Raw genomic sequence first — 20,712 nt, 5'->3', positions numbered from 1 at the left:
CTTGACCGGCAGGATGTATAGATAGTTTTTATATCCTTCCGACTATAGCTACATTATACTCTATCATAGGGGAGAGATGCAATGGTAAATGCAAAAAAATTATTAAAATTCTGTAAAGAAAACTGAATTATCAGAAAATTCTGTCAATGTATGGAGCGGATTACTTCGATACGACTGATCTTTCCATTATGCATTTTGGCAACGCGCAGACCAAAATTATCGAAGAATGTACTTGCACCCACACCAATTTCTGTTTTTTCCTGTTCAAATCTTTTAGTGATCACGTCATATAAGGTTTGTTCATCTTCATATGGAATATGGACGTGCAGGATGCTGTTTACAATCCGTGCTTTTGTAGTAGCACGGAAAATGATTTTTTCAGATTCATCAAATTCAATAAAAAGGAATTTTCTGGTTGCAAATAAAAGTGCGATGGAGATCACACCGATCAGGCTGGATACCGGATTATTATGTGCCATGATCACCTGTCTGGCGATGGCAAATAACAGCACCTCAAACACAGTGGAAGGCTTGTGCTGATAAAGCATACGGATCAGCTCGACACCAATGATCAGATTGAAACAGGTTTCTACCAGGTCTTCGTAATTTGGATAAATATTCAGATCCGGAACATTTGGCATGGACAGGATCAGCTGGACAAGCAGAATGATGATTCCGGCAGCCAGAACGAATGAAATGATAAATTCCAGAAGTACGGTCAGCTTATGGAGTGCTGCGTTTAAGTATTTTTTCATAAAAAATCCCCCTTGTTCGTTGTATACAAAGATTGTAACGGATACAAGGGGGAAGTGTAAAGAAAAATCTATAGTTTTTTACTGGAAATTGCTTCTCTTACGGAGTTTCGGATCCAGAATCTTTTTACGGATACGCAGGCTCTTCGGTGTGACTTCCAGAAGTTCATCGGTATCGATGAAATCAAGTGCTTCTTCCAGACTGAGGATTCTCGGCGGAGTAAGCTTTAAGGCTTCATCAGCACTTGAAGAACGGGTATTGGTAAGGTGTTTGGTCTTACATACATTCAGTTCGATATCATCTGTCTTCGCATTCTGACCGATTACCATACCGGAGTAAACCTTTTCACCAGGTCCGATGAAGAGTGTTCCACGATCCTGTGCGTTGAACAGACCGTAAGCTACAGCTTCACCTGTCTCGAAGGCGATCAGGGATCCCTGGCTTCTGTACTGGATATCTCCTTTATACGGAGCGTAGCAGTCAAAGGCTGTGTTCATGATACCGTTACCTTTTGTATCGGTCAGGAATTCTCCACGATAACCGATCAGACCTCTTGACGGGATGGAGAATTCAAGACGGGTGTATCCGCCATTAGACATTCCCATGTTGCGGAGTTCGCCTTTTCTCTGGCTTAATTTATCAATAACTGTACCTGTAAATTCATCCGGTACATCAATGTATACGGTTTCCATTGGCTCGAGCTGCTTGCCGTTTTCGTCTTTTTTGTAAAGAACTTCGGCTTTGCTGACTGCGAATTCATAACCTTCACGACGCATGTTTTCAACGAGGACGGAAAGATGAAGCTCTCCACGTCCGGATACCTTGAAGCTGTCTGTGTTGTCTGTCTCTTCAACACGAAGGCTGACGTCTGTATTCAGTTCACGGAACAGACGGTCACGGAGGTGACGGGAAGTGACGAATTTACCCTCCTGTCCTGCAAACGGACTGTCGTTGACAACGAACTGCATTGCGATCGTAGGCTCGGAAATCTTCTGGAATTCGATCGGAACCGGATTGTCCGGCGAACAGATCGTATCACCGATGGAAATATCTGCAATACCGGAGATTGCAACGATAGAACCGATGCCTGCTTCTTTTACTTCTACTTTATTCAGACCGTCAAATTCATATAATTTGCTGATCTTTACTTTTTTCTGTTTGTCCGGATCATGATGGTTTACAACAACTACATCCTGGTTGACAGAAATCGTTCCGTTATCGACTTTTCCAACACCGATACGGCCAACGTATTCATTGTAATCGATGGTACTGATCAGCATCTGTGTACCTGCATCAGGATCTCCTTCCGGAGCCGGGATGTAATCCAGGATGGTCTCAAACAGAGGAACCATGTCTTTCGGTTCATCGTCGATATTGTAAGTTGCATATCCGTCTCTTGCAGAAGCAAAAAGGAACGGGCAGTCAAGCTGTTCGTCAGATGCGCCCAGATCGATGAGAAGTTCAAGAACTTCATCGATAACTTCATCCGGACGTGCTTCCGGACGGTCGATCTTGTTGATACATACGATAACCGGGAGCTTCAGTGCAAGAGCTTTTTTCAAAACGAATTTGGTCTGTGGCATGGCACCTTCAAAAGCGTCAACCAGAAGAACCACTCCATTGACCATCTTAAGGACACGTTCTACTTCTCCACCGAAATCGGCATGTCCAGGAGTGTCAATGATATTGATCTTTGTATTTTTATAAACAACTGCAGTGTTTTTGGAAAGAATGGTAATTCCACGTTCACGTTCGATATCGTTGGAATCCATTACTCGTTCGGCTACTTCCTGATTTTCACGGAAAACACCGCTCTGTTTTAAAAGTTCATCTACTAATGTTGTTTTACCATGGTCAACATGGGCGATGATAGCGATATTTCTAATGTCTTCACGTTTTGTCTTCATATTCTCAAAACCCTTCTTATTACCTATTTAAAGTTACAACCCGTATAGTTTATCACATTTTGAAAAATTTACAAGTAGAAAGAAAAAAATTTGACTTTCTGCAAAAAAAGAGTTTACTTTTTGTTCTAAAAACTGGAAAAGCTTCATAGATTAGATAGTGATCAAGAGTAAGAACGCGGTAAAATACGCCTGCGAAGAGGAAGGAGATTTACATTATTATGTCAGATAAGATTATTGAAAATAACCAGGTAACGATCATGGGAAAGGTAGCAACTGAATTTTCATTCAGCCATGAGGTCTTCGGAGAAGGCTTTTATATGGTAGAGGTAGAAGTGAAAAGACTGAGCAATTCAGAAGACCGTATTCCGCTGATGATCTCAGAGAGACTGATCGATGTGACACAGGATTATACCGGAGAGTATATTATGGTGCACGGGCAGTTCCGCTCTTACAACCGGCATGAAGAGCAGAAAAACCGTCTGGTATTATCCGTGTTTGTACGGGAGATTTCCTTTATGGAAGAAGAACCTGACGGGACAAAGACCAACAGTATCTGGCTGGATGGCTATATCTGCAAGGAACCGATCTACCGAAAGACACCGCTTGGAAGGGAAATCGCAGATCTTTTGCTTGCGGTTAACCGCCCGTATGGAAAATCTGATTATATTCCATGCATCTGCTGGGGGAGAAATGCAAGATATGCCTCCGGCTTTGAAGTGGGAGAGCATGTACAGCTTTTGGGAAGGATCCAGAGCAGGGAATATGTAAAACGGATCTCAGATACCGAGACAGAAAAGAGGATTGCCTATGAAGTTTCGGTCAGTAAGCTGGAAAAGACTCTGATTGACAGTGCCTGTATTTAATGCTAAACTTAATTTGATTGTTTAGTATCATAAAGCAACATGTCAGGAGGAATATTATGGCTATATTTACAGGATCAGGAGTGGCACTTGTAACGCCGTTTCATGAAGACGAGAGTATAAATTATGACAAACTGGATGAAATGCTGGACTACCATTGTACACATGGAACCGACAGTATTATCATCTGCGGAACAACAGGTGAATCCTCTACTTTATCAGAAGAAGAGCACATGGAATGCATCAAATTTGCAATCGAGCGTGTCAAGGGAAGAATCCCGGTGATCGCAGGTACCGGTTCCAACAGTACCTACACAACGATCCAGATGTCAAAAGAGGCAGTAGAAGACGGTGCAGACGGACTGCTGCTTGTAACACCATATTATAACAAATGTACACAGGACGGACTGATCGCACATTATACCGCTGTTGCAAAAGAAGCAAAAGCACCAATCATCCTTTACAGTGTGGCGAGCCGTACCGGTGTGAATATTGCTCCGGAGACAGTTGCAGCTTTACATAAAAATATAGAGAATATTGTTGCGGTAAAAGAAGCATCAGGCAATATTTCCCAGATTTCAAAGATCATGCAGCTGACAGATGGCAAGATCGATCTGTATTCAGGCAATGATGACCAGATCGTACCGCTCCTTTCTGTTGGAGGAAAGGGTGTCATCTCAGTTCTTGCGAACGTGGCTCCGCAGTATACACATGACATCTGTGCAAAGTTCTTTGAAGGAGATGTCAAGGGAAGCTGTAAGATGCAGCTGGATGCGATTCCGCTGATCGAGAAGTTATTCTGTGAAGTGAATCCGATTCCGGTTAAAAAGGCTTTAAATCTGATGGGATGGCAGGCAGGTCCTCTGCGTATGCCTTTGACAGAGATGACAGAAGCACATACAGCACAGCTTGCAAAAGAACTGGAAGCATTTGGAATTAAACTGGCATAATAAAGGGTCAGATTATAGAGAAAAGGGACTGACTGGAGTATCCATCAGTTCCTTTTGTGCTATACAGGAATTTGTGAAAAGATACACAAGAAAATGGAGATAACAAGGAGGAATACAAAATGGTTAAGGCAATTATGCATGGATGTAACGGAAAAATGGGACAGGTGATCTCGGAACTTGTAAAGGAAGATGATGTGATCGAAATCGTGGCAGGTATTGATAAATTCACCGGAATCGAGAATCCGTACCCGGTATTTACAAGCCTTGCAGAGTGTGATGTGCAGGCAGATGTTGTGATTGATTTCTCAAACGCAGCAGCAGTTGATGAGCTTCTGGATGTATGTGTGGAGAAAACTCTTCCTGTTGTTCTTTGCACAACAGGACTTTCTGAGGAACAGCTTGCAAAGGTGAAAGAAGCAGGAGAAAAAGTTGCGGTTCTCCGTTCTGCAAACATGTCACTGGGAGTCAATCTTCTGATGAAGCTTTTAAAGGATGCAGCAAAGGTTCTTGCTCCGGCAGGCTTTGATATTGAAATTGTAGAAAAACATCATAATCAGAAAGTTGATGCTCCAAGTGGAACAGCGATCGCACTTGCAGATTCGATTAATGAAGCGATGGCTGACCAGTATGTATACAATTATGACCGCAGTCATGAACGAAAAAAACGTGAGAAAAACGAAATCGGGATCGTTGCAGTACGTGGAGGTACGATCGTTGGACAGCATGACGTCATCTTTGCGGGGGCAGATGAAGTGATCGAATTCCACCACACTGCATATTCAAAAGCAATTTTTGGAAAAGGTGCAGTTGAAGCTGCCAAATTCCTGGCTGGAAAACCGGCAGGAATGTACGATATGAGTGATGTGATCGGACTGTAAGCAGAAAAAGCTTTTATACAAGAGGGAGGAAGTTATGAAAGCATTAGAGGAGAAATATCTGGAAGGGCTGTCGGAATTATTTCCATCAATCGCAGCTGCGTCCACAGAAATTATTAACTTACAGGCAATCGTGAATCTTCCAAAAGGAACGGAACATTTTCTGACGGATATTCACGGAGAATATGAAGCGTTTGCACATGTGCTGAAGAACGGATCGGGTTCGGTAAAGCGCAAGGTCGATGATGTATTTGCAAACACAATGAGCAGCCGGGACAAGCAGACACTGGCAACCTTGATCTACTATCCGCGGGAGAAGATGGAGCGGATCCGGGAAGAAGAACAGAATATGGATGACTGGTACAAGATCATGCTGTACCGTCTGATCGAGGTAGCAAAACGTTCGGCGAGCAAATATACCAGATCGAAGGTCAGAAAAGCACTCCCGAAGGATTTTGCATATGTGATCGAGGAACTGATCACAGAAAAGTCAGGAATGACAGATAAGGAATCATATTATAATTCGATCATCAGTACAATTATCCAGATCGGAAGAGCGGAGGAATTTATTGTAGCCTTGTGTGAACTGATCCAGCGTCTGGTTGTGGATCACCTGCATATTGTCGGTGATATTTACGACAGAGGTCCGGGACCGCATCTGATTATGGACAAGCTGATGGAGTATCATTCGGTGGACATCCAGTGGGGGAATCATGATATCCTGTGGATGGGAGCGGCAGCGGGGCAGAAATGCTGTATTGCGAATGTAATCCGTATCTGTGCCCGCTATGGGAATCTGGATATTCTGGAGGATGGATATGGGATCAATCTGCTTCCGCTTGCAACTTTCGCATGGAAACAGTATGCAAAAGATCCCTGTGAATGCTTTTTATTAAAAGGGCAGGACAATTGCAAACCACAGGAGCTGGAACTGAATATGAAAATGCACAAGGCAATTTCTGTTATCCAGTTCAAAGTAGAAGGACAGGCAGCAGAGCTTTATCCGGAATTTGGTTTCCAGAGAAGAAACTTTCTGGATAAGATCAACTACGAGGAAGGGACTATAACGATAGGCGGAAAAATCTATCAGCTTCTGGATGATTATTTTCCGACCATAGATCCGAAGAATCCATATCAGCTTTCAGCTGAAGAAGAAGAGATCATGAACCGCCTGGTGAAAGCGTTCCAGAGCTGTGAAAAATTGCAGAGGCATATGCGTTTCCTTTTGAACAAAGGAAGTCTTTACAAGATTTATAATTCCAATTTGCTGTATCACGGCTGTGTTCCACTGAATGATGACGGATCACTCAGAAAGGTAAAGATATACGGTAAAAGCTATCAGGGAAGGACACTTTATGATGTGATGGAGTCCTATGTGAGAAAAGGATTTTTTGCGGTAGATCCGGATGAAAAGAAAAAAGGGCGTGACCTGATGTGGTATATCTGGCAGGGTGCGAATTCTCCTCTTTTCGGCAAAGATAAAATGGCGACCTTTGAGCGTTATTTCCTTGCAGAAAAGGAGCTGTGGAAAGAGAAAAAGAATGCGTATTATCTTCTTCTTGAAGATGAAAATGTGATGAACGGAATTCTGGATGAATTTGGCCTGGACAGAGAAATTTCCCATATCATCAACGGACATGTTCCGGTGAAAACGAAAAATGGAGAGAATCCGGTCAAATGTGGTGGAAAAGTGCTTGTTATTGATGGCGGATTTTCAAAAGCGTACCAGAAAGAAACCGGAATTGCAGGATACACGCTGATCTATAATTCCTATGGACTGATCCTTGCGGCGCATGATCCGTTTGAATCGACGGAGGCAGCTATTGAAAAAGAAAGAGATATCCATTCGGACAGTGTGATCGTAAAACGGACACTCGAACGCAAGACGGTAGGAGATACTGATGTTGGAAAAGTACTGAAGGAACGGATCGCGGATCTGGAGGCATTGCTGGACGCTTACAGAAGTGGTCAGATCATCGAAAAATTGTAACTGTTCAGAGCCAAGCAAAATTTCATAAAACAGGTGTAAAATGCTTGCATTTTTAAGACTGTTTTTGAAATTTTATTTGGCGGATACGCCACACCGACGAAATGCGTAGCATTTTGGAGGTTGGCTCTGAACAGTTACGAAAAAAATTAAAAATAAGTATAAAAATCCTTTTTCTGCGGATAGTAATAGTACAAGTATTTTACAGAAAAAGGAGAATTACAACATGCAATATCTAAGAAGAATGGTTCTGGTTTTTACCTGTGTGATGCTGATGGGAGGAATTACGGCGTGTGGAAATGGTGATAACGCTGCAAATCCGGATACGAATACCGGTGGGACGAATCAGAATGGAACGGTAAATGATGTCACAAACGATATCGGAGATGGCGTTGAGGATGCAGTAGATGATGTGAAAGACGGAGTCGATGATATGACCAGAAACAGGACAGAGGACCGGAATGTAAATGATAATCATACAATAGATGGTCAGGAATAGGGAAAAGGCAAGACTTTGCGGAAAAGTCTTGCCTTTTTACAGACAAAAGGTAGTAAAATGTCCGCGGGTGTGATACAATATGACGGTATGCAAAGACGAGATCAACAGAAAAAGCGGAGGACTTCATGAAATTTCGACCATGTATAGATATTCATAACGGTGCAGTCAAGCAGATTGTGGGTGGTAGCCTGAAAGATGCGGGAAATGCAGCGGTAGAAAATTACATATCCAGACAGGATGCAGATTATTATGCGACAATGTATAAGAAAGATGGACTTACCGGAGGACACATTATTTTGCTGAATCCGCCGGCATCGGAATACTATGATGCGACAAAGGCACAGGCACTGAAAGCACTACATGCCTATCCGGGCGGAATGCAGATCGGCGGAGGAATTACTGCAGAAAATGCTGCAGAGTATCTGGAGGAAGGGGCAAGTCATGTGATCGTTACATCCTATGTATTTCAGAATGGACAAGTGCGGTATGACCGGCTGGACCGGCTGAAAAAGGCAGTAGGGAAAGAACATCTGGTACTGGATCTCAGCTGCCGGAGGCGCGAGAACAGTTATTATATTGTAACCAACAGATGGCAGACATTTACTGAGCTCAGACTGATACCGGAGGTCCTGGAAGAGCTGTCCGGATGGTGTGATGAATTTCTGGTTCACGGGGTTGATGTAGAAGGAAAAGCATCTGGTACAGAGGAGGAGCTGGTCAGGATGCTTGCGGCGTGGGACGGACTTCCGATCACCTATGCCGGTGGAATTGGAAGCATGGAGGATCTGCGGGAGTTTGCACGGATCAGCGGGGAAAAGCTGGACTATACGATCGGCAGTGCACTGGATCTTTTTGGCGGTAAGATTCCGTATGCCGAGCTGACAGAACCGGTGAAATAAACTGATTGAAGAATAAAAGAAATGGTGCTACAATGGATACTGTCTATCTATAGCGGAAAAAAGCAAAACACTTCAGACAGAAGTGATAAGCAAGGAATATAAGGAGCTTAATAAAATGGGAATTATTGAAAAGATATTTGGAACGCACAGCGAACATGAATTGAAGCGAATCTACCCGATCGTGGATCATATTGATGCGCTGGAGCCGGAGATGCAGAAGCTCTCCGATGAGGAATTGAAAGAAAAGACGAAAGAATTCAAGGAGAGGCTTGCAAAAGGAGAGACACTGGACGATCTTCTTCCGGAAGCGTTTGCTGTTGTAAGAGAGGCAGCTGTCCGTGTACTTGGAATGCGCCACTACCGTGTACAGATGATCGGTGGTATCATCCTGCATCAGGGCCGTATTGCCGAGATGAAGACCGGTGAAGGTAAAACACTTGTATCTACACTGCCGGCATACTTAAATGCACTGACCGGAGAAGGGGTGCATATTGTAACAGTCAACGACTATCTGGCAAAGCGTGATGCTGAGTGGATGGGAAAGGTTCATGAATTCCTGGGACTGACTGTTGGAGTTGTTCTGAACCAGATGGATAATGATGAACGACGTGCAGCGTATAATTGCGATATCACTTATGTGACGAATAATGAACTTGGTTTCGATTACCTCCGTGATAACATGGTTATCTATAAAGAACAGCTGGTACAGCGCGGTATGAAATATGCACTTATCGATGAGGTTGACTCAGTTCTGATCGATGAAGCGAGAACACCGCTTATCATTTCCGGACAGAGCGGAAAGTCAACCAGACTTTACGAAGCATGTGATGTTCTGGCAAGACAGCTGGAGAGAGGTGAAGCAAGCGGGGAATTCTCTAAGATGAATGCCATTATGGGAGAAGAGATCGAAGAGACCGGAGACTTCATTGTCAATGAAAAAGAAAAGAATATCAACCTGACCGAAGAGGGTGTGAAGAAGGTTGAGAAGTTCTTCCATATTGAGAACCTTGCTGACCCGGAGAACCTGGAGATCCAGCACAACATCATTCTGGCACTGCGTGCACATAATCTGATGTTCCGTGACCAAGATTATGTAGTAAAAGATGATGAGGTCCTGATCGTTGATGAATTTACCGGACGTATCATGCCGGGACGCCGTTATTCTGACGGACTTCATCAGGCAATCGAAGCAAAAGAGCATGTAAAGGTCAAGAGAGAAAGCAAGACTCTGGCTACCATTACATTCCAGAATTTGTTTAATAAATATGAGAAGAAATCCGGTATGACAGGTACAGCCCTCACAGAGGAACAGGAGTTCCGTGATATTTACGGAATGGACGTTATTGAGATTCCGACGAATGTTCCGGTACAGAGAATTGACCTGGAGGATGCCGTTTACAAATCAAAGAAAGAGAAATTTAACGCAGTTATTGATGCAATCTGTGAAGCGCATGAAAAAGAACAGCCGGTTCTGGTTGGTACGATCACGATCGAAACTTCCGAGCTCCTCAGTAAGATGCTCAGTAAACGCGGCGTAAAACATAATGTACTGAATGCCAAGTTCCATGAATTGGAGGCTGAGATCGTTGCGCAGGCAGGACAGCATGGGGCTGTTACGATCGCAACCAACATGGCAGGCCGTGGTACGGATATCAAGCTTGATGAAGAATCAAGAGCAGCCGGCGGACTGAAGATCATCGGTACAGAACGTCATGAGTCCCGTCGTATTGACAACCAGTTGCGTGGACGTGCCGGACGTCAGGGCGATCCGGGAGAATCCAGATTCTATATTTCTCTGGAGGATGACCTGATGCGTCTGTTCGGTTCCGAGAGACTGATGGATGTATTTACCAAGCTTGGAGTAGAAGAAGGAGAACAGATCGAGCACAAGATGCTTTCAAGTGCGATTGAGAAGGCTCAGAAGAAGATTGAGAGCAATAACTTTGGTATTCGTAAGAACCTGCTTGAATATGACCAGGTAATGAACGAACAGAGAGAGATCATCTACGATGAAAGACGCAGAGTCCTTGACGGTGAGAATATGAGAGATTCTATCTTCCATATGATCACAGACTTTGTGGAAAATACTGTCGATGCCAATCTTTCTGAGGAACAGGATTTTGAAGAATGGGATCTTGGAGCAATGAACCGTGACCTTCTGGATGTGATTCCAACGCTTCCGCCGGTTACGGAGGAGGATGCAAAGGATAAAGAGCCAAAAGAGATCAAGCATCTCCTGAAAGAACGTGCTGCAAAAGCATACGAAGAAAAAGAAGCACAGTTCCCGGAAGCAGAGCATCTGCGTGAGGTGGAGCGTGTGTTCCTTCTGCGTGTGATCGATGCAAAATGGATGGATCACATTGATGATATGGATCAGTTACGTCAGGGAATCGGTCTGCAGGCTTACGGACAGAGAGATCCTTTGGTTGAATACAAGATGATCGGATATGATATGTTCGGTGAAATGACACGTGCAATCGAAGTGGATACAGTCAGACTTCTCTTCCATGTCAATGTAGAACAGAAGGTTGAAAGAGAACAGGTTGCAAAGGTAACCGGTACCAATAAAGATGACAGCGTTGCGAAGGGACCAAAGGTACGTGCCGAGAAAAAGATATATCCAAATGATCCATGCCCGTGTGGAAGCGGCAAGAAATACAAACAATGCTGTGGAAGAAAATAAATACGACTGTTTGGATTTTTATATAATTTTATGAGATTTGAGGTGATACAGTGGTTGAATTAGACGGATTTAAGCAGACATTAAATGCGTATGAAGAACCCCTGAAGGAAATGAGGGATTCACTTTGACCTGGCAGGCAAAGAAAAACGGATTGAAGAGCTGGAAAGAAAGATAGAAGAACCGGGGTTCTGGGACAAGACAGAGCTTTCGCAGAGGATCATGAAAGAACTCCGGAAAATGCAGGACTGTGTGAAGGAGGTCCGGGATCTGGAAAGTTCATATGAAGATATCAATGCACTGATCGAACTTACGGAAGAGGAAGAAGACCGGGAGATGATCAAAGAGATCCAGCGTGAGATCGCTAAATTTGAAAAAGAATTTGAAGATCTCAGGATCCGGACGCTTCTTTCGGGAGAATATGATTCCTGCAATGCAATCGTGACACTGCATGCAGGAGCCGGAGGAACAGACAGCTGTGACTGGGCAAATATGCTGTATCGTATGTATACAAGATATGCACAGTCAAAAGGATTTCAGATAACCGTGCTGGACTATCAGGACGGAGATATTACCGGACTGAAAGGAATCACGTTTGAAGTAACGGGAGATAATGCATATGGCTATTTTCAGTCAGAAAAGGGAGTGCACCGTCTGGTGCGTATTTCTCCGTTCAATTCAGCAGGCAAGAGGCAGACATCTTTTGCATCCTGTGATGTGATACCGGATATTGAAGATGATATTGACATTGAGCTGAATGACGACGACCTGCGGATCGATACCTACCGTTCGAGCGGAGCCGGAGGACAGCATATCAACAAGACTTCGTCTGCGGTGCGGATCACGCATCTTCCGACAGGAATCGTAGTGCAGTGCCAGAATGAACGTTCGCAGCTTTTTAATAAGGACAAAGCGATGCAGATGTTGAAAGCCAAGCTGTATCTTTTGAAAAAGCAGGAGCAGGAAGAAAAGGTATCCGGTATCCGGGGGGAAGTTCAGGATATCAATTTTGGAAGCCAGATCCGATCCTATATTTTACATCCTTACAATCTGGTCAAGGATCACCGTACCGGTGAAGAGACCGGAAATGTAAGTGCAGTTCTGGATGGGGAGCTGGATCCATTTATCAATGCTTATCTGAAACAGAGGAGTAACAATGGATAATACAAAGTACTATGTGGTAAAGAAAAAAGCAGTGCCGGAGGTGCTCATAAAGGTTGTCGAGACAAAGAGACTGCTCGCAACCAGACGTGGAATGACTATTCAGGAAGCGACAGAAGAGATCGGTATCAGCAGAAGTTCTTTCTATAAATATAAGGATGATATTTTCCCATTTCACGAAAATGAAAAAGGAAGGACTGTTACGATGGTTATTCAGCTTGATGATACACCGGGGGTTATGGCAGAGCTTTTAAACGCGGTGGCAAGGTATCAGGCGAATATCCTGACTATTCACCAGAGTATTCCGATCAACGGGGTGGCAACACTGACACTCAGTGTGGAGGTGTTGCAGACAACGAAGAATCTGTCGGAGATGGTGGAAGAGATTGAACAGCATTCAGGTGTGCATTATTTGAAAATCGTAGGCAGGGAGTAGACAAAAAGATGAAGATTGCAGTATTGGGTTATGGTACCGTAGGTTCTGGTGTGGTAGAAGTTCTGGATGTAAATCAGAAGCTGATCGCGTCACGGGCAAAAGAAAAAATTGAAGTAAAATATGTGTTGGATCTGAGAAATTTCCCGGGAGATAAGATCCAGGAAAAGATTGTTCATGATTATGAGATTATCCTGAATGATCCGGAGATTGGAATTGTAGTAGAAGTGATGGGCGGTGTGGAACCGGCGAATACCTTTGTCAGAAAAGCACTGGAAGCAGGAAAAAGTGTTGTGACATCCAATAAGGCGTTGGTTGCCAAGCATGGATCCGCACTTCTTAAAACAGCACGGGAAAAGAATGTGAATTTCCTTTTTGAAGCAAGTGTGGGAGGGGGGATTCCAATCCTCCGGGCACTTGGATCATCCCTGACAGGTGATGAGATCGAAGAAATCGCAGGAATCCTGAACGGAACAACCAATTACATGATGACCAGGATGTTCTACGAGGGAGCGAACTATGAAGAGGTTCTCCGTGAAGCACAGAAGAATGGATTTGCAGAGGCAGATCCGACTGCTGATGTGGAAGGACAGGATGCATGCCGGAAGATCGCGATCCTTGCATCGATCATCTCAGGAAAATATGTGGATTTTGAAGAAATTTATACCGAAGGTATTACAAAGATCACAACAGAAGATATGCAGTATGCAAAGGCTCTGGGAATGAATATCAAACTTCTTGCTGAGTGTAAGCATGTGGACGGAACTCTTTATGCGGGAGTTGCACCGGTGCTTCTTCATGCAGAACATCCGCTTTACAGTGTGAATGGTGTATTTAATGCCGTATTTGTAAAGGGGAATATGCTGGGAGATGCGATGTTCTACGGAAGTGGGGCAGGAAAGCTTCCGACTGCAAGTGCGGTTGTGGCTGACATTGTGGCAGTTGTACAGAATCAGGGCAGAGATATCATGAATTTCTGGAGCGAAGAAAAGCTTACATTGGAAGACAGAAGCAAGACCAGCAAGAAGTTCCTGGTGCGAATCCGTGGAAATGAGGATGCGTTCAAAGAACGAATCGGCAATGATTTTGGTGAAGTAAGATTTGTAGAGGCAGGGGTCAATGGAGAATTCGGTTTTGTCACACCAGTGATGACCGAGGGAGAATATGAGGAAAAAGCAAAAGCTTATCCGGAAATTCTGCATATGATAAGAGTAGAAGAAGAAGTATAAAAATGCAGGAACTGTAGGAGGAAATTATGCTGGTAGTTAAGAAATTTGGCGGCAGTTCGGTTGCAGATAAAGAGAGGATCTTTAATGTGGCAAGACGCTGCGCAGAAGAGTATCAGATGGGGAATGATGTGATCGTTGTTCTCTCTGCAATGGGAGATACAACAGATGAACTGCTTGAGAAGGCAGCCGAGATCAATCCGTATCCATCAAAACGAGAACTTGATATGCTCCTTACCACGGGAGAGCAGGTATCTGTGGCACTGATGGCAATGGCACTTCAGTTTTTGAATGTTCCGGCAATCTCGCTGAATGCATTCCAGGTAAAGATGCATTCTACGGCGCGGAACGGAAATGCAAGATTTAAAAGAGTGGATACAGACCGTATCACCCACGAACTGGAGAACCGTAAGATCGTGATCGTAACCGGATTCCAGGGAGTCAACCATTATGGAGACTATACCACACTTGGAAGAGGTGGATCCGATACGACAGCTGTGGCACTTGCGGCTGCAATGCATGCAGACAAATGCGAGATTTATACAGACGTAGACGGTGTTTACACTGCAGACCCGAGAGTGGTACCGAATGCACGCAAAATCGAAGAGATCACCTACGATGAGATGCTGGAGCTTGCAACATCAGGGGCAAAGGTTTTACATAATCGTTCTGTAGAGATGGCGAAAAAATACGGGGTTGAGCTGGTTGTACGTTCCAGCCTGAACACAGAAGAAGGAACCCTGGTCAAGGAGGTAGCAAAGGTGGAAAAAATGTTAATTACCGGCGTTGCGGCAGATAAAAATACAGCGAGAATTTCAGTAATGGGTGTAGAAGACAAACCAGGTACTGCGTTTAAGATTTTCAATACACTTGCAAAGCATAATATTAACGTAGATATTATTCTTCAGTCAGTTGGACGTGACGGAACAAAAGACATTACGTTTACTGTATCACAGGATGATCTTAAAGAGGCAATGGAAGTTCTGGAAGCTAGAAAAGAAGCCCTTACGATCAAAGAGATGAATTATAACGAAAAAGTTGCAAAGGTATCGATCGTAGGAGCCGGAATGCTCAGCAATCCGGGCGTTGCTGCGACCATGTTTGAATCACTTAGCAATTCCAATATCAATATCAATATGATTTCTACATCAGAGATCCGTATCACGGTTCTGATCGATGAAAAAGATGCAGACCGTGCACTGGTTGCAATCCATGACGGATTTGGTCTGGAAGACTAATAAAAAGAATGTGGTCGCAAATGTACCGGATGGAGCATTTGCGGAAGAAAAAAGGATTGGGAAATTTCTCAATCCTTTTTCTGACTCAGTGTACTGTTATGATATTTGCTGGAAAAGGTGACATCCTCACCAAACCAATCCGGCGGGGTAAAGGAATTTGCCTCTTCTTCGGAAGAGAATTCGACTTCGGCAAGGAGAAGTGGGGCGAGATCACCGGCGAAGACATCAAGCTCGATCGTGAGATGATCTCCGTAAGGGATGCAGTAGCGTTCTTTTGTGATAATGCGCCCGTCTGCCTTTTCGCGCAGATGGCAGTAGGCTTCCTCGGTAAGAGGAAGATTATGTTCTTCACGAATCATCAGACCTTTGGATTTGTAGGTCAGGATGTAGTCATCAGCATCCCTGCGGACACGGACAACCGGTTCGGTGCATAGATAAGCCTGCTCAAGTGTGCGGTGCGGATAAGCTTCAAGGTGATCCGGAAGCTTATGAATCAGATATTTGCGTTCTATTTCCATGGGAAAGCCCTCCTTATATATTCATTAACAGTATAGCGGAGTTTTTCGGGGGAGACAAGGCAGAAAGTTGCCATTTTTGCAGGCTTCTGTTACAATGGGGAACATCAGGAAAAAGAAAGGATGGACAAGATTATGAGTGAAGTATGTGTATTTCTTGCAGATGGATTTGAAGAAATTGAAGGTCTTACGGTCGTTGATCTTTTAAGAAGAGCCGGGATCGAGACCAGAACCGTTTCCATCATGGGACAGGAAGAGATTCAGGGGGCACACGGAATTATAGTAAAAGCAGACAGCTTGTTTGAAAATACAGATTTTTCAGAGGTGAAGATGCTGGTGCTTCCGGGGGGGATGCCGGGAACAATCCATTTAAAAGAACACAAAGGTCTTGAAAAGCTGATTTTAAAACATAATGAAGAAAAAAAATATCTGGCTGCAATCTGTGCGGCACCGACCGTATTTGGCGGAATGGGAATCCTGAAAGGAAAGAAGGCAATCTGCTATCCGGGAATGGAAGAAGGACTTACCGGAGCGGAAGTTACCTGTCAGCCGGCAGTGACAGATGGACATATCACAACCAGCAGGGGACTTGGAACCGCGATCGATTTTGCACTTGCGCTGATCAGCGAGCTGCGGGATAAAGAAAGCGCAGATACCATTTCAAAGCAGGTAGTCTATGAACGGTAGTTTCTGGAAAAAGAAAAAAGCAGGCAGTGTGTTTCTGGCAGTGCTGCTTTTGACTACACTGCTTGCCGGATGTGGGATCAATGAAGGAAAGGCGGAAAAATATGTGCAGGCGAACCTGGATCTGACTTTTCAGGGACAAACCCAGGAAGCAAAGGAAATCCTCGGAGCATCAGACAGTGATCTGAAAAAGGTCTATGAGAACGGGATCAATGCTTTTGTCCAGGACTGTCTACTAAATGGTGTGGAGACGGAAAATGACTTTTCTGAGACATATGGTGTATTGATCAAAGAGATCTTTAGTTCCGCCCGTTATCAGGTAAGTGGTGTAAAAAAGACAGGGAGTAAGACCTGTGAGGTGACGGTAAAGTACCAGCCGGTGGATGTATTTACCCGCTTCATGCCGAAGCTGAAGGAAGAGTCCGAGAAGATCCAGGCAGACAAAGATGCAGGAAAGTACAGCGGAACAGATGAAGAAATCAAAGAGGCAATGGTGTTGGATTACATGACCGGTGCATACAGCCTTTTAAGAAGTTCTTATCTTGATATGCAGTATGGAGAGAAGCAGGAATATACCTTTACCGTGACGCAAAAAGGGCGGAATACCTGGTCGATCGGTGATGAGGAATTAAATGGCTTTATAGAACGAATTTTAGAGCTTGATAAACTGTAGAAGTTGTGCTATACTTGTAAAATGATTGTAATGTAGATAAGTCTGTCGACTTTTTGCATATGTAAATTTAGGAGGAAATGGTAATGAGTTTACAAGTTGAACAGTTAGAACACAATATGGCGAAACTCACAATCGAAGTTTCAGCAGAAGAATTAGAAGGAGCACTTCAGAAAGCATACCAGAAACAGAAAAGCAGAATTAATGTTCCTGGATTCCGTAAAGGAAAAGTTCCGCGCCAGCTCATCGAAAAGATGTACGGACCGGAAATCTTCTATGATGATGCAGCAAACGCTCTGATTCCGGAAGCATATTCAAAAGCATACGATGAAAGCGGACTTGAGATCGTATCTCAGCCGAAGATCGATGTAACACAGATCGAAAAAGGAAAACCGTTCATCTTTACAGCTGAAGTAGCTACAAAGCCGGAAGTAGAACTTGGCGAATACAAAGGAATCGAAGTTCCGAAATATTCTAACCGCGTAACACAGAAAGAAATCGACGCTAAGCTTGAGGAAGAACAGCTTAAGAACGCAAGAACAATCACAGTAGAAGGACGTCCGGTACAGGATAAAGACGAAGTTGTCCTTGATTTTGAAGGATTTGTAGACGGAGAAGCTTTTGAAGGTGGAAAAGGAGAAAACTATCCGCTGACAATCGGTTCAGGATCTTTCATTCCAGGATTTGAAGAACAGCTGATCGGTGCAGAACCAGAAAAAGAAGTTGAAGTTAAGGTTACATTCCCGGAAGATTACCATGCAGAAGACCTCAAAGGAAAAGAAGCTGTATTCAAATGCACAGTTCATGAGATCAAAGCAAAAGAACTTCCGGAGCTTGATGATGAATTTGCTTCAGAAGTATCAGAATTCGATACTCTTGATGAATTAAAAACTGATATCAAAGCTAAGATCAAAGAGCAGAAAGTAAACGATGGCAAGAGAGCACAGGAAGATGCAGCTGTAGATGCGATCATCGAATCAGCTAAGATGGATCTTCCGGAAGCTATGGTTGATACACAGGCAAGACAGATGCTTGATGAATTCGCTCAGAGAATGCAGCAGCAGGGACTGACTCTTGACCAGTACATGCAGTTCACAGGCATGACAGCTGACAAGATGATGGATGAACTTCGTCCGCAGGCTGAGAAGAGAATCAAGACAAGACTTGTTCTTGAAGCAATTGCAAAAGCAGAAAACATCGAAATCACAGATGAAAAATTAGACGAAGAGATCGCTAAGATGGCAGAAGCTTACCAGATGGAAGCTGACAAGCTTAAGAGCTTTATGGGTGACAAAGAAAAAGAACAGATGAAGCAGGATATGGCAGTTCAGGAAGCAATTACATTTGTAGTTGACAATGCCGTAGAAAAATAAGTATCTGTTTCATACTTTAATATAGCAGGAGGAGTGTTACATGAGTAGTTTAGTACCTTATGTCGTTGAACAGACAAGCCGTGGAGAACGCTCTTACGACATTTATTCAAGACTTTTAAAAGACAGAATCATTTTCCTGGATACTGAAGTGAATGATGCATCAGCGAGCCTGATCGTAGCGCAGCTGCTGTTTCTGGAAGCAGAAGATCCGGAAAAGGATATCCAGTTTTATATTAACAGTCCTGGCGGATCGATTTCAGCAGGTATGTCGATCTACGACACTATGAATTACATCAAATGTGACGTCTCTACGATGTGTATGGGAATGGCTGCAAGTATGGGAGCCTTCCTTCTCGCAGGCGGAGCAAAGGGAAAGAGATATGCCCTTCCGAATGCAGAGATCATGATTCACCAGCCTTCAGGCGGTGCACAGGGTCAGGCAACCGAGATTGAGATCAATGCACAGCATATTCTGAAGATCAGAGAAAGAATGAACAGATTGATGGCTGCAAATACAGGTCAGAGTTATGAGACAATTTGTGCAGATACGGAAAGAGATAACTGGAAGACTGCTGAAGAAGCTTTGGCATATGGATTGATTGATAAGGTTATTACAAGCCGTTAACGGGAAAAGGGAATGTCCTTATTGGGACATTCCCTTTACGTGTAAAAAAGTGCGAGGTAAGAATATGGCAGGAAAATATGAAGAAATCGTAAGATGTTCTTTTTGCAATAAACCACAGAGTCAAGTACGCAAGATGATCGCCGGACCAAATGGGGTGTTTATCTGTGACCAGTGTGTGGATGTATGTACTGAGATCATTGAAGATGAACTTGGTTATGAAGAAGAAAATGCATATGATGATATCAATCTTCTGAAACCGGAAGAAATCAAGGCATTTCTGGATGATTATGTGATCGGACAGGACGAAGCAAAGAAAGTACTTTCTGTTGCGGTATATAATCACTATAAGCGTATTATGGCAGAAAAAGATCTGGGCGTGGAGCTTCAGAAGAGTAATATCCTGATGGTAGGACCGACAGGATGCGGTAAGACTTTTCTGGCACAGTCTCTCGCAAAAATTCTGAATGTACCGTTTGCAATTGCAGATGCAACTGCGCTTACAGAAGCGGGATATGTCGGAGAAGATGTAGAGAATATTCTTCTTAAGATCATTCAGGCAGCAGAGGGTGATATTGAACGTGCAGAGCACGGAATCATTTATATCGATGAGATTGACAAAATCACAAGAAAATCTGAGAATCCGTCGATTACCCGTGATGTATCAGGAGAAGGTGTTCAGCAGGCACTTCTGAAGATCCTGGAAGGTACAATCGCAAATGTACCGCCACAGGGTGGACGTAAGCATCCGCAGCAGGAGATGATCCAGATTGATACCACCAATATTTTATTTATCTGCGGTGGAGCGTTTGAGGGAATAGATAAGATCATAGAGAACAGAATAGATAAGAAATCCATTGGATTTGAGGCACAGATCGCGCAGCGGCATGAGGAAGATATCGACCGGCTTCTGCAGCAGATCCTTCCACAGGATCTTGTGAAGTTCGGACTGATCCCGGAACTTGTAGGACGTGTGCCGGTAACTGTATCCCTGGAACTTCTGGATAAGGAAGATCTGATCCGTATTCTGACGGAACCAAAGAATGCGATTGTAAAACAGTACCAGAAGCTTCTGGAGCTGGATGATGTGGAACTGGAATTCGACAAAGAGGCGCTGGAGGCGATTGCTGAGACTTCCCTGAAGCGTAAGACAGGAGCCAGAGGACTCCGTGCGATCATGGAAAATGTAATGATGGATATCATGTATAAAGCACCGTCTGATGAGAATCTGAAATACTGTCTTGTGACAAAAGAGGCAGTACTTGGGGAGAAAGCACCGAGTACAGAAAAGATCGAAGCAAGACCGGAAAGTGCATAAGAAAATCAGACGTATGGAAATGGGTGCTGACGGTTAAGGCCAGAAGCATCCATTTTTATTTA

Annotated in this window: 19 protein-coding genes; 16 read left to right on the top strand and 3 right to left on the bottom strand. The window is 43.8% G+C overall.

Going from position 1 to position 20,712, the window contains the following annotated elements:
• Positions 1-143 precede the first annotated feature (143 nt).
• Both PGZ10_RS01835 and typA read right to left on the bottom strand, forming a co-directional pair.
• Positions 144-755: a transporter gene (locus PGZ10_RS01835; RefSeq protein ID WP_008374483.1), complete on the bottom strand. Its 612-nt coding sequence runs from the start codon at positions 753-755 to the stop codon at positions 144-146.
• A 78-nt stretch (positions 756-833) separates the two neighbouring features.
• Positions 834-2,660 carry a translational GTPase TypA gene (gene typA, locus PGZ10_RS01830; RefSeq protein ID WP_117556949.1) on the bottom strand — a complete coding sequence of 609 codons (1,827 nt, stop codon included), beginning with the start codon at positions 2,658-2,660 and terminating at the stop codon, positions 834-836.
• Positions 2,661-2,878: 218 nt separating this feature from the next.
• Between typA and PGZ10_RS01825 the strand changes: the two genes are divergently transcribed.
• The 11 genes from PGZ10_RS01825 (at position 2,879) to PGZ10_RS01775 (ending at position 15,468) form a co-directional block, all read left to right on the top strand.
• Positions 2,879-3,523, top strand: coding sequence for a single-stranded DNA-binding protein (locus PGZ10_RS01825; protein ID WP_117556951.1), 645 nt, complete (start codon positions 2,879-2,881; stop codon positions 3,521-3,523).
• Between the two features lie 56 nt (positions 3,524-3,579).
• On the top strand, positions 3,580-4,470 hold the full coding sequence (gene dapA, locus PGZ10_RS01820) for a 4-hydroxy-tetrahydrodipicolinate synthase (RefSeq protein ID WP_008374488.1): 891 nt from the start codon (positions 3,580-3,582) through the stop codon (positions 4,468-4,470).
• Between the two features lie 119 nt (positions 4,471-4,589).
• On the top strand, positions 4,590-5,348 hold the full coding sequence (gene dapB / locus PGZ10_RS01815; protein WP_270246717.1) for a 4-hydroxy-tetrahydrodipicolinate reductase: 759 nt from the start codon (positions 4,590-4,592) through the stop codon (positions 5,346-5,348).
• A gap of 34 nt (positions 5,349-5,382) precedes the next feature.
• Positions 5,383-7,335 (top strand): fructose-1,6-bisphosphatase, encoded by a 1,953-nt coding sequence (locus tag PGZ10_RS01810; protein WP_270540576.1) that lies wholly within the window; start codon positions 5,383-5,385, stop codon positions 7,333-7,335.
• A gap of 223 nt (positions 7,336-7,558) precedes the next feature.
• A complete protein-coding gene (locus tag PGZ10_RS01805) occupies positions 7,559-7,831 on the top strand; it encodes a hypothetical protein (RefSeq protein ID WP_117556957.1) in 273 nt (90 codons plus the stop codon).
• Positions 7,832-7,956: 125 nt separating this feature from the next.
• Positions 7,957-8,730, top strand: coding sequence for a phosphoribosylformimino-5-aminoimidazole carboxamide ribotide isomerase (gene hisA, locus PGZ10_RS01800; RefSeq protein ID WP_117556959.1), 774 nt, complete (start codon positions 7,957-7,959; stop codon positions 8,728-8,730).
• A 115-nt stretch (positions 8,731-8,845) separates the two neighbouring features.
• A complete protein-coding gene (gene secA, locus PGZ10_RS01795; protein ID WP_022220283.1) occupies positions 8,846-11,413 on the top strand; it encodes a preprotein translocase subunit SecA in 2,568 nt (855 codons plus the stop codon).
• A gap of 50 nt (positions 11,414-11,463) precedes the next feature.
• A protein-coding gene (prfB, locus tag PGZ10_RS01790) for a peptide chain release factor 2 (protein ID WP_117556961.1) occupies positions 11,464-12,574 on the top strand; the annotation gives its coding sequence in 2 pieces (ribosomal slippage) (positions 11,464-11,538 and positions 11,540-12,574; 1,110 coding nt in all).
• Positions 12,567-13,007 carry an ACT domain-containing protein gene (locus PGZ10_RS01785; protein ID WP_008374505.1) on the top strand — a complete coding sequence of 147 codons (441 nt, stop codon included), beginning with the start codon at positions 12,567-12,569 and terminating at the stop codon, positions 13,005-13,007. The genes prfB and PGZ10_RS01785 overlap by 8 nt, the downstream gene beginning before the upstream one ends.
• 8 nt (positions 13,008-13,015) lie before the next feature.
• Positions 13,016-14,233, top strand: a complete 1,218-nt coding sequence (locus PGZ10_RS01780; protein ID WP_270540575.1) for a homoserine dehydrogenase — start codon at positions 13,016-13,018, stop codon at positions 14,231-14,233.
• A gap of 26 nt (positions 14,234-14,259) precedes the next feature.
• Positions 14,260-15,468 carry an aspartate kinase gene (locus PGZ10_RS01775; protein ID WP_117824294.1) on the top strand — a complete coding sequence of 403 codons (1,209 nt, stop codon included), beginning with the start codon at positions 14,260-14,262 and terminating at the stop codon, positions 15,466-15,468.
• A 68-nt stretch (positions 15,469-15,536) separates the two neighbouring features.
• Here PGZ10_RS01775 and PGZ10_RS01770 read toward each other — a convergent pair whose 3' ends face one another.
• A complete protein-coding gene (locus PGZ10_RS01770; RefSeq protein WP_117556965.1) occupies positions 15,537-15,986 on the bottom strand; it encodes a CYTH domain-containing protein in 450 nt (149 codons plus the stop codon).
• A 132-nt stretch (positions 15,987-16,118) separates the two neighbouring features.
• Between PGZ10_RS01770 and PGZ10_RS01765 the strand changes: the two genes are divergently transcribed.
• From PGZ10_RS01765 to clpX, 5 genes are all read left to right on the top strand, one after another.
• Positions 16,119-16,670: a DJ-1 family glyoxalase III gene (locus PGZ10_RS01765; RefSeq protein WP_117557029.1), complete on the top strand. Its 552-nt coding sequence runs from the start codon at positions 16,119-16,121 to the stop codon at positions 16,668-16,670.
• On the top strand, positions 16,660-17,340 hold the full coding sequence (locus tag PGZ10_RS01760) for a hypothetical protein (protein ID WP_270540573.1): 681 nt from the start codon (positions 16,660-16,662) through the stop codon (positions 17,338-17,340). Before PGZ10_RS01765 ends, PGZ10_RS01760 begins: the two co-directional genes overlap by 11 nt.
• Positions 17,341-17,423: 83 nt before the next feature.
• Positions 17,424-18,710, top strand: a complete 1,287-nt coding sequence (gene tig, locus PGZ10_RS01755; protein WP_022220277.1) for a trigger factor — start codon at positions 17,424-17,426, stop codon at positions 18,708-18,710.
• Positions 18,711-18,750: 40 nt separating this feature from the next.
• Positions 18,751-19,335: an ATP-dependent Clp endopeptidase proteolytic subunit ClpP gene (gene clpP / locus PGZ10_RS01750; RefSeq protein WP_008374523.1), complete on the top strand. Its 585-nt coding sequence runs from the start codon at positions 18,751-18,753 to the stop codon at positions 19,333-19,335.
• Positions 19,336-19,399: 64 nt separating this feature from the next.
• Entirely contained in the window at positions 19,400-20,650 is a 1,251-nt protein-coding gene (gene clpX / locus PGZ10_RS01745; RefSeq protein ID WP_270246722.1) for an ATP-dependent Clp protease ATP-binding subunit ClpX, read from the top strand.
• Positions 20,651-20,712: the final 62 nt, after the last annotated feature.

The organism is Coprococcus sp. AF102-57, from assembly GCF_027686195.1.
GTDB lineage: Bacteria > Bacillota > Clostridia > Lachnospirales > Lachnospiraceae > Allocoprococcus > Allocoprococcus comes.
The sequence above is the reverse complement of the archived record's forward strand: the minus strand, read 5'-3'. Positions and strand labels throughout refer to the sequence as shown.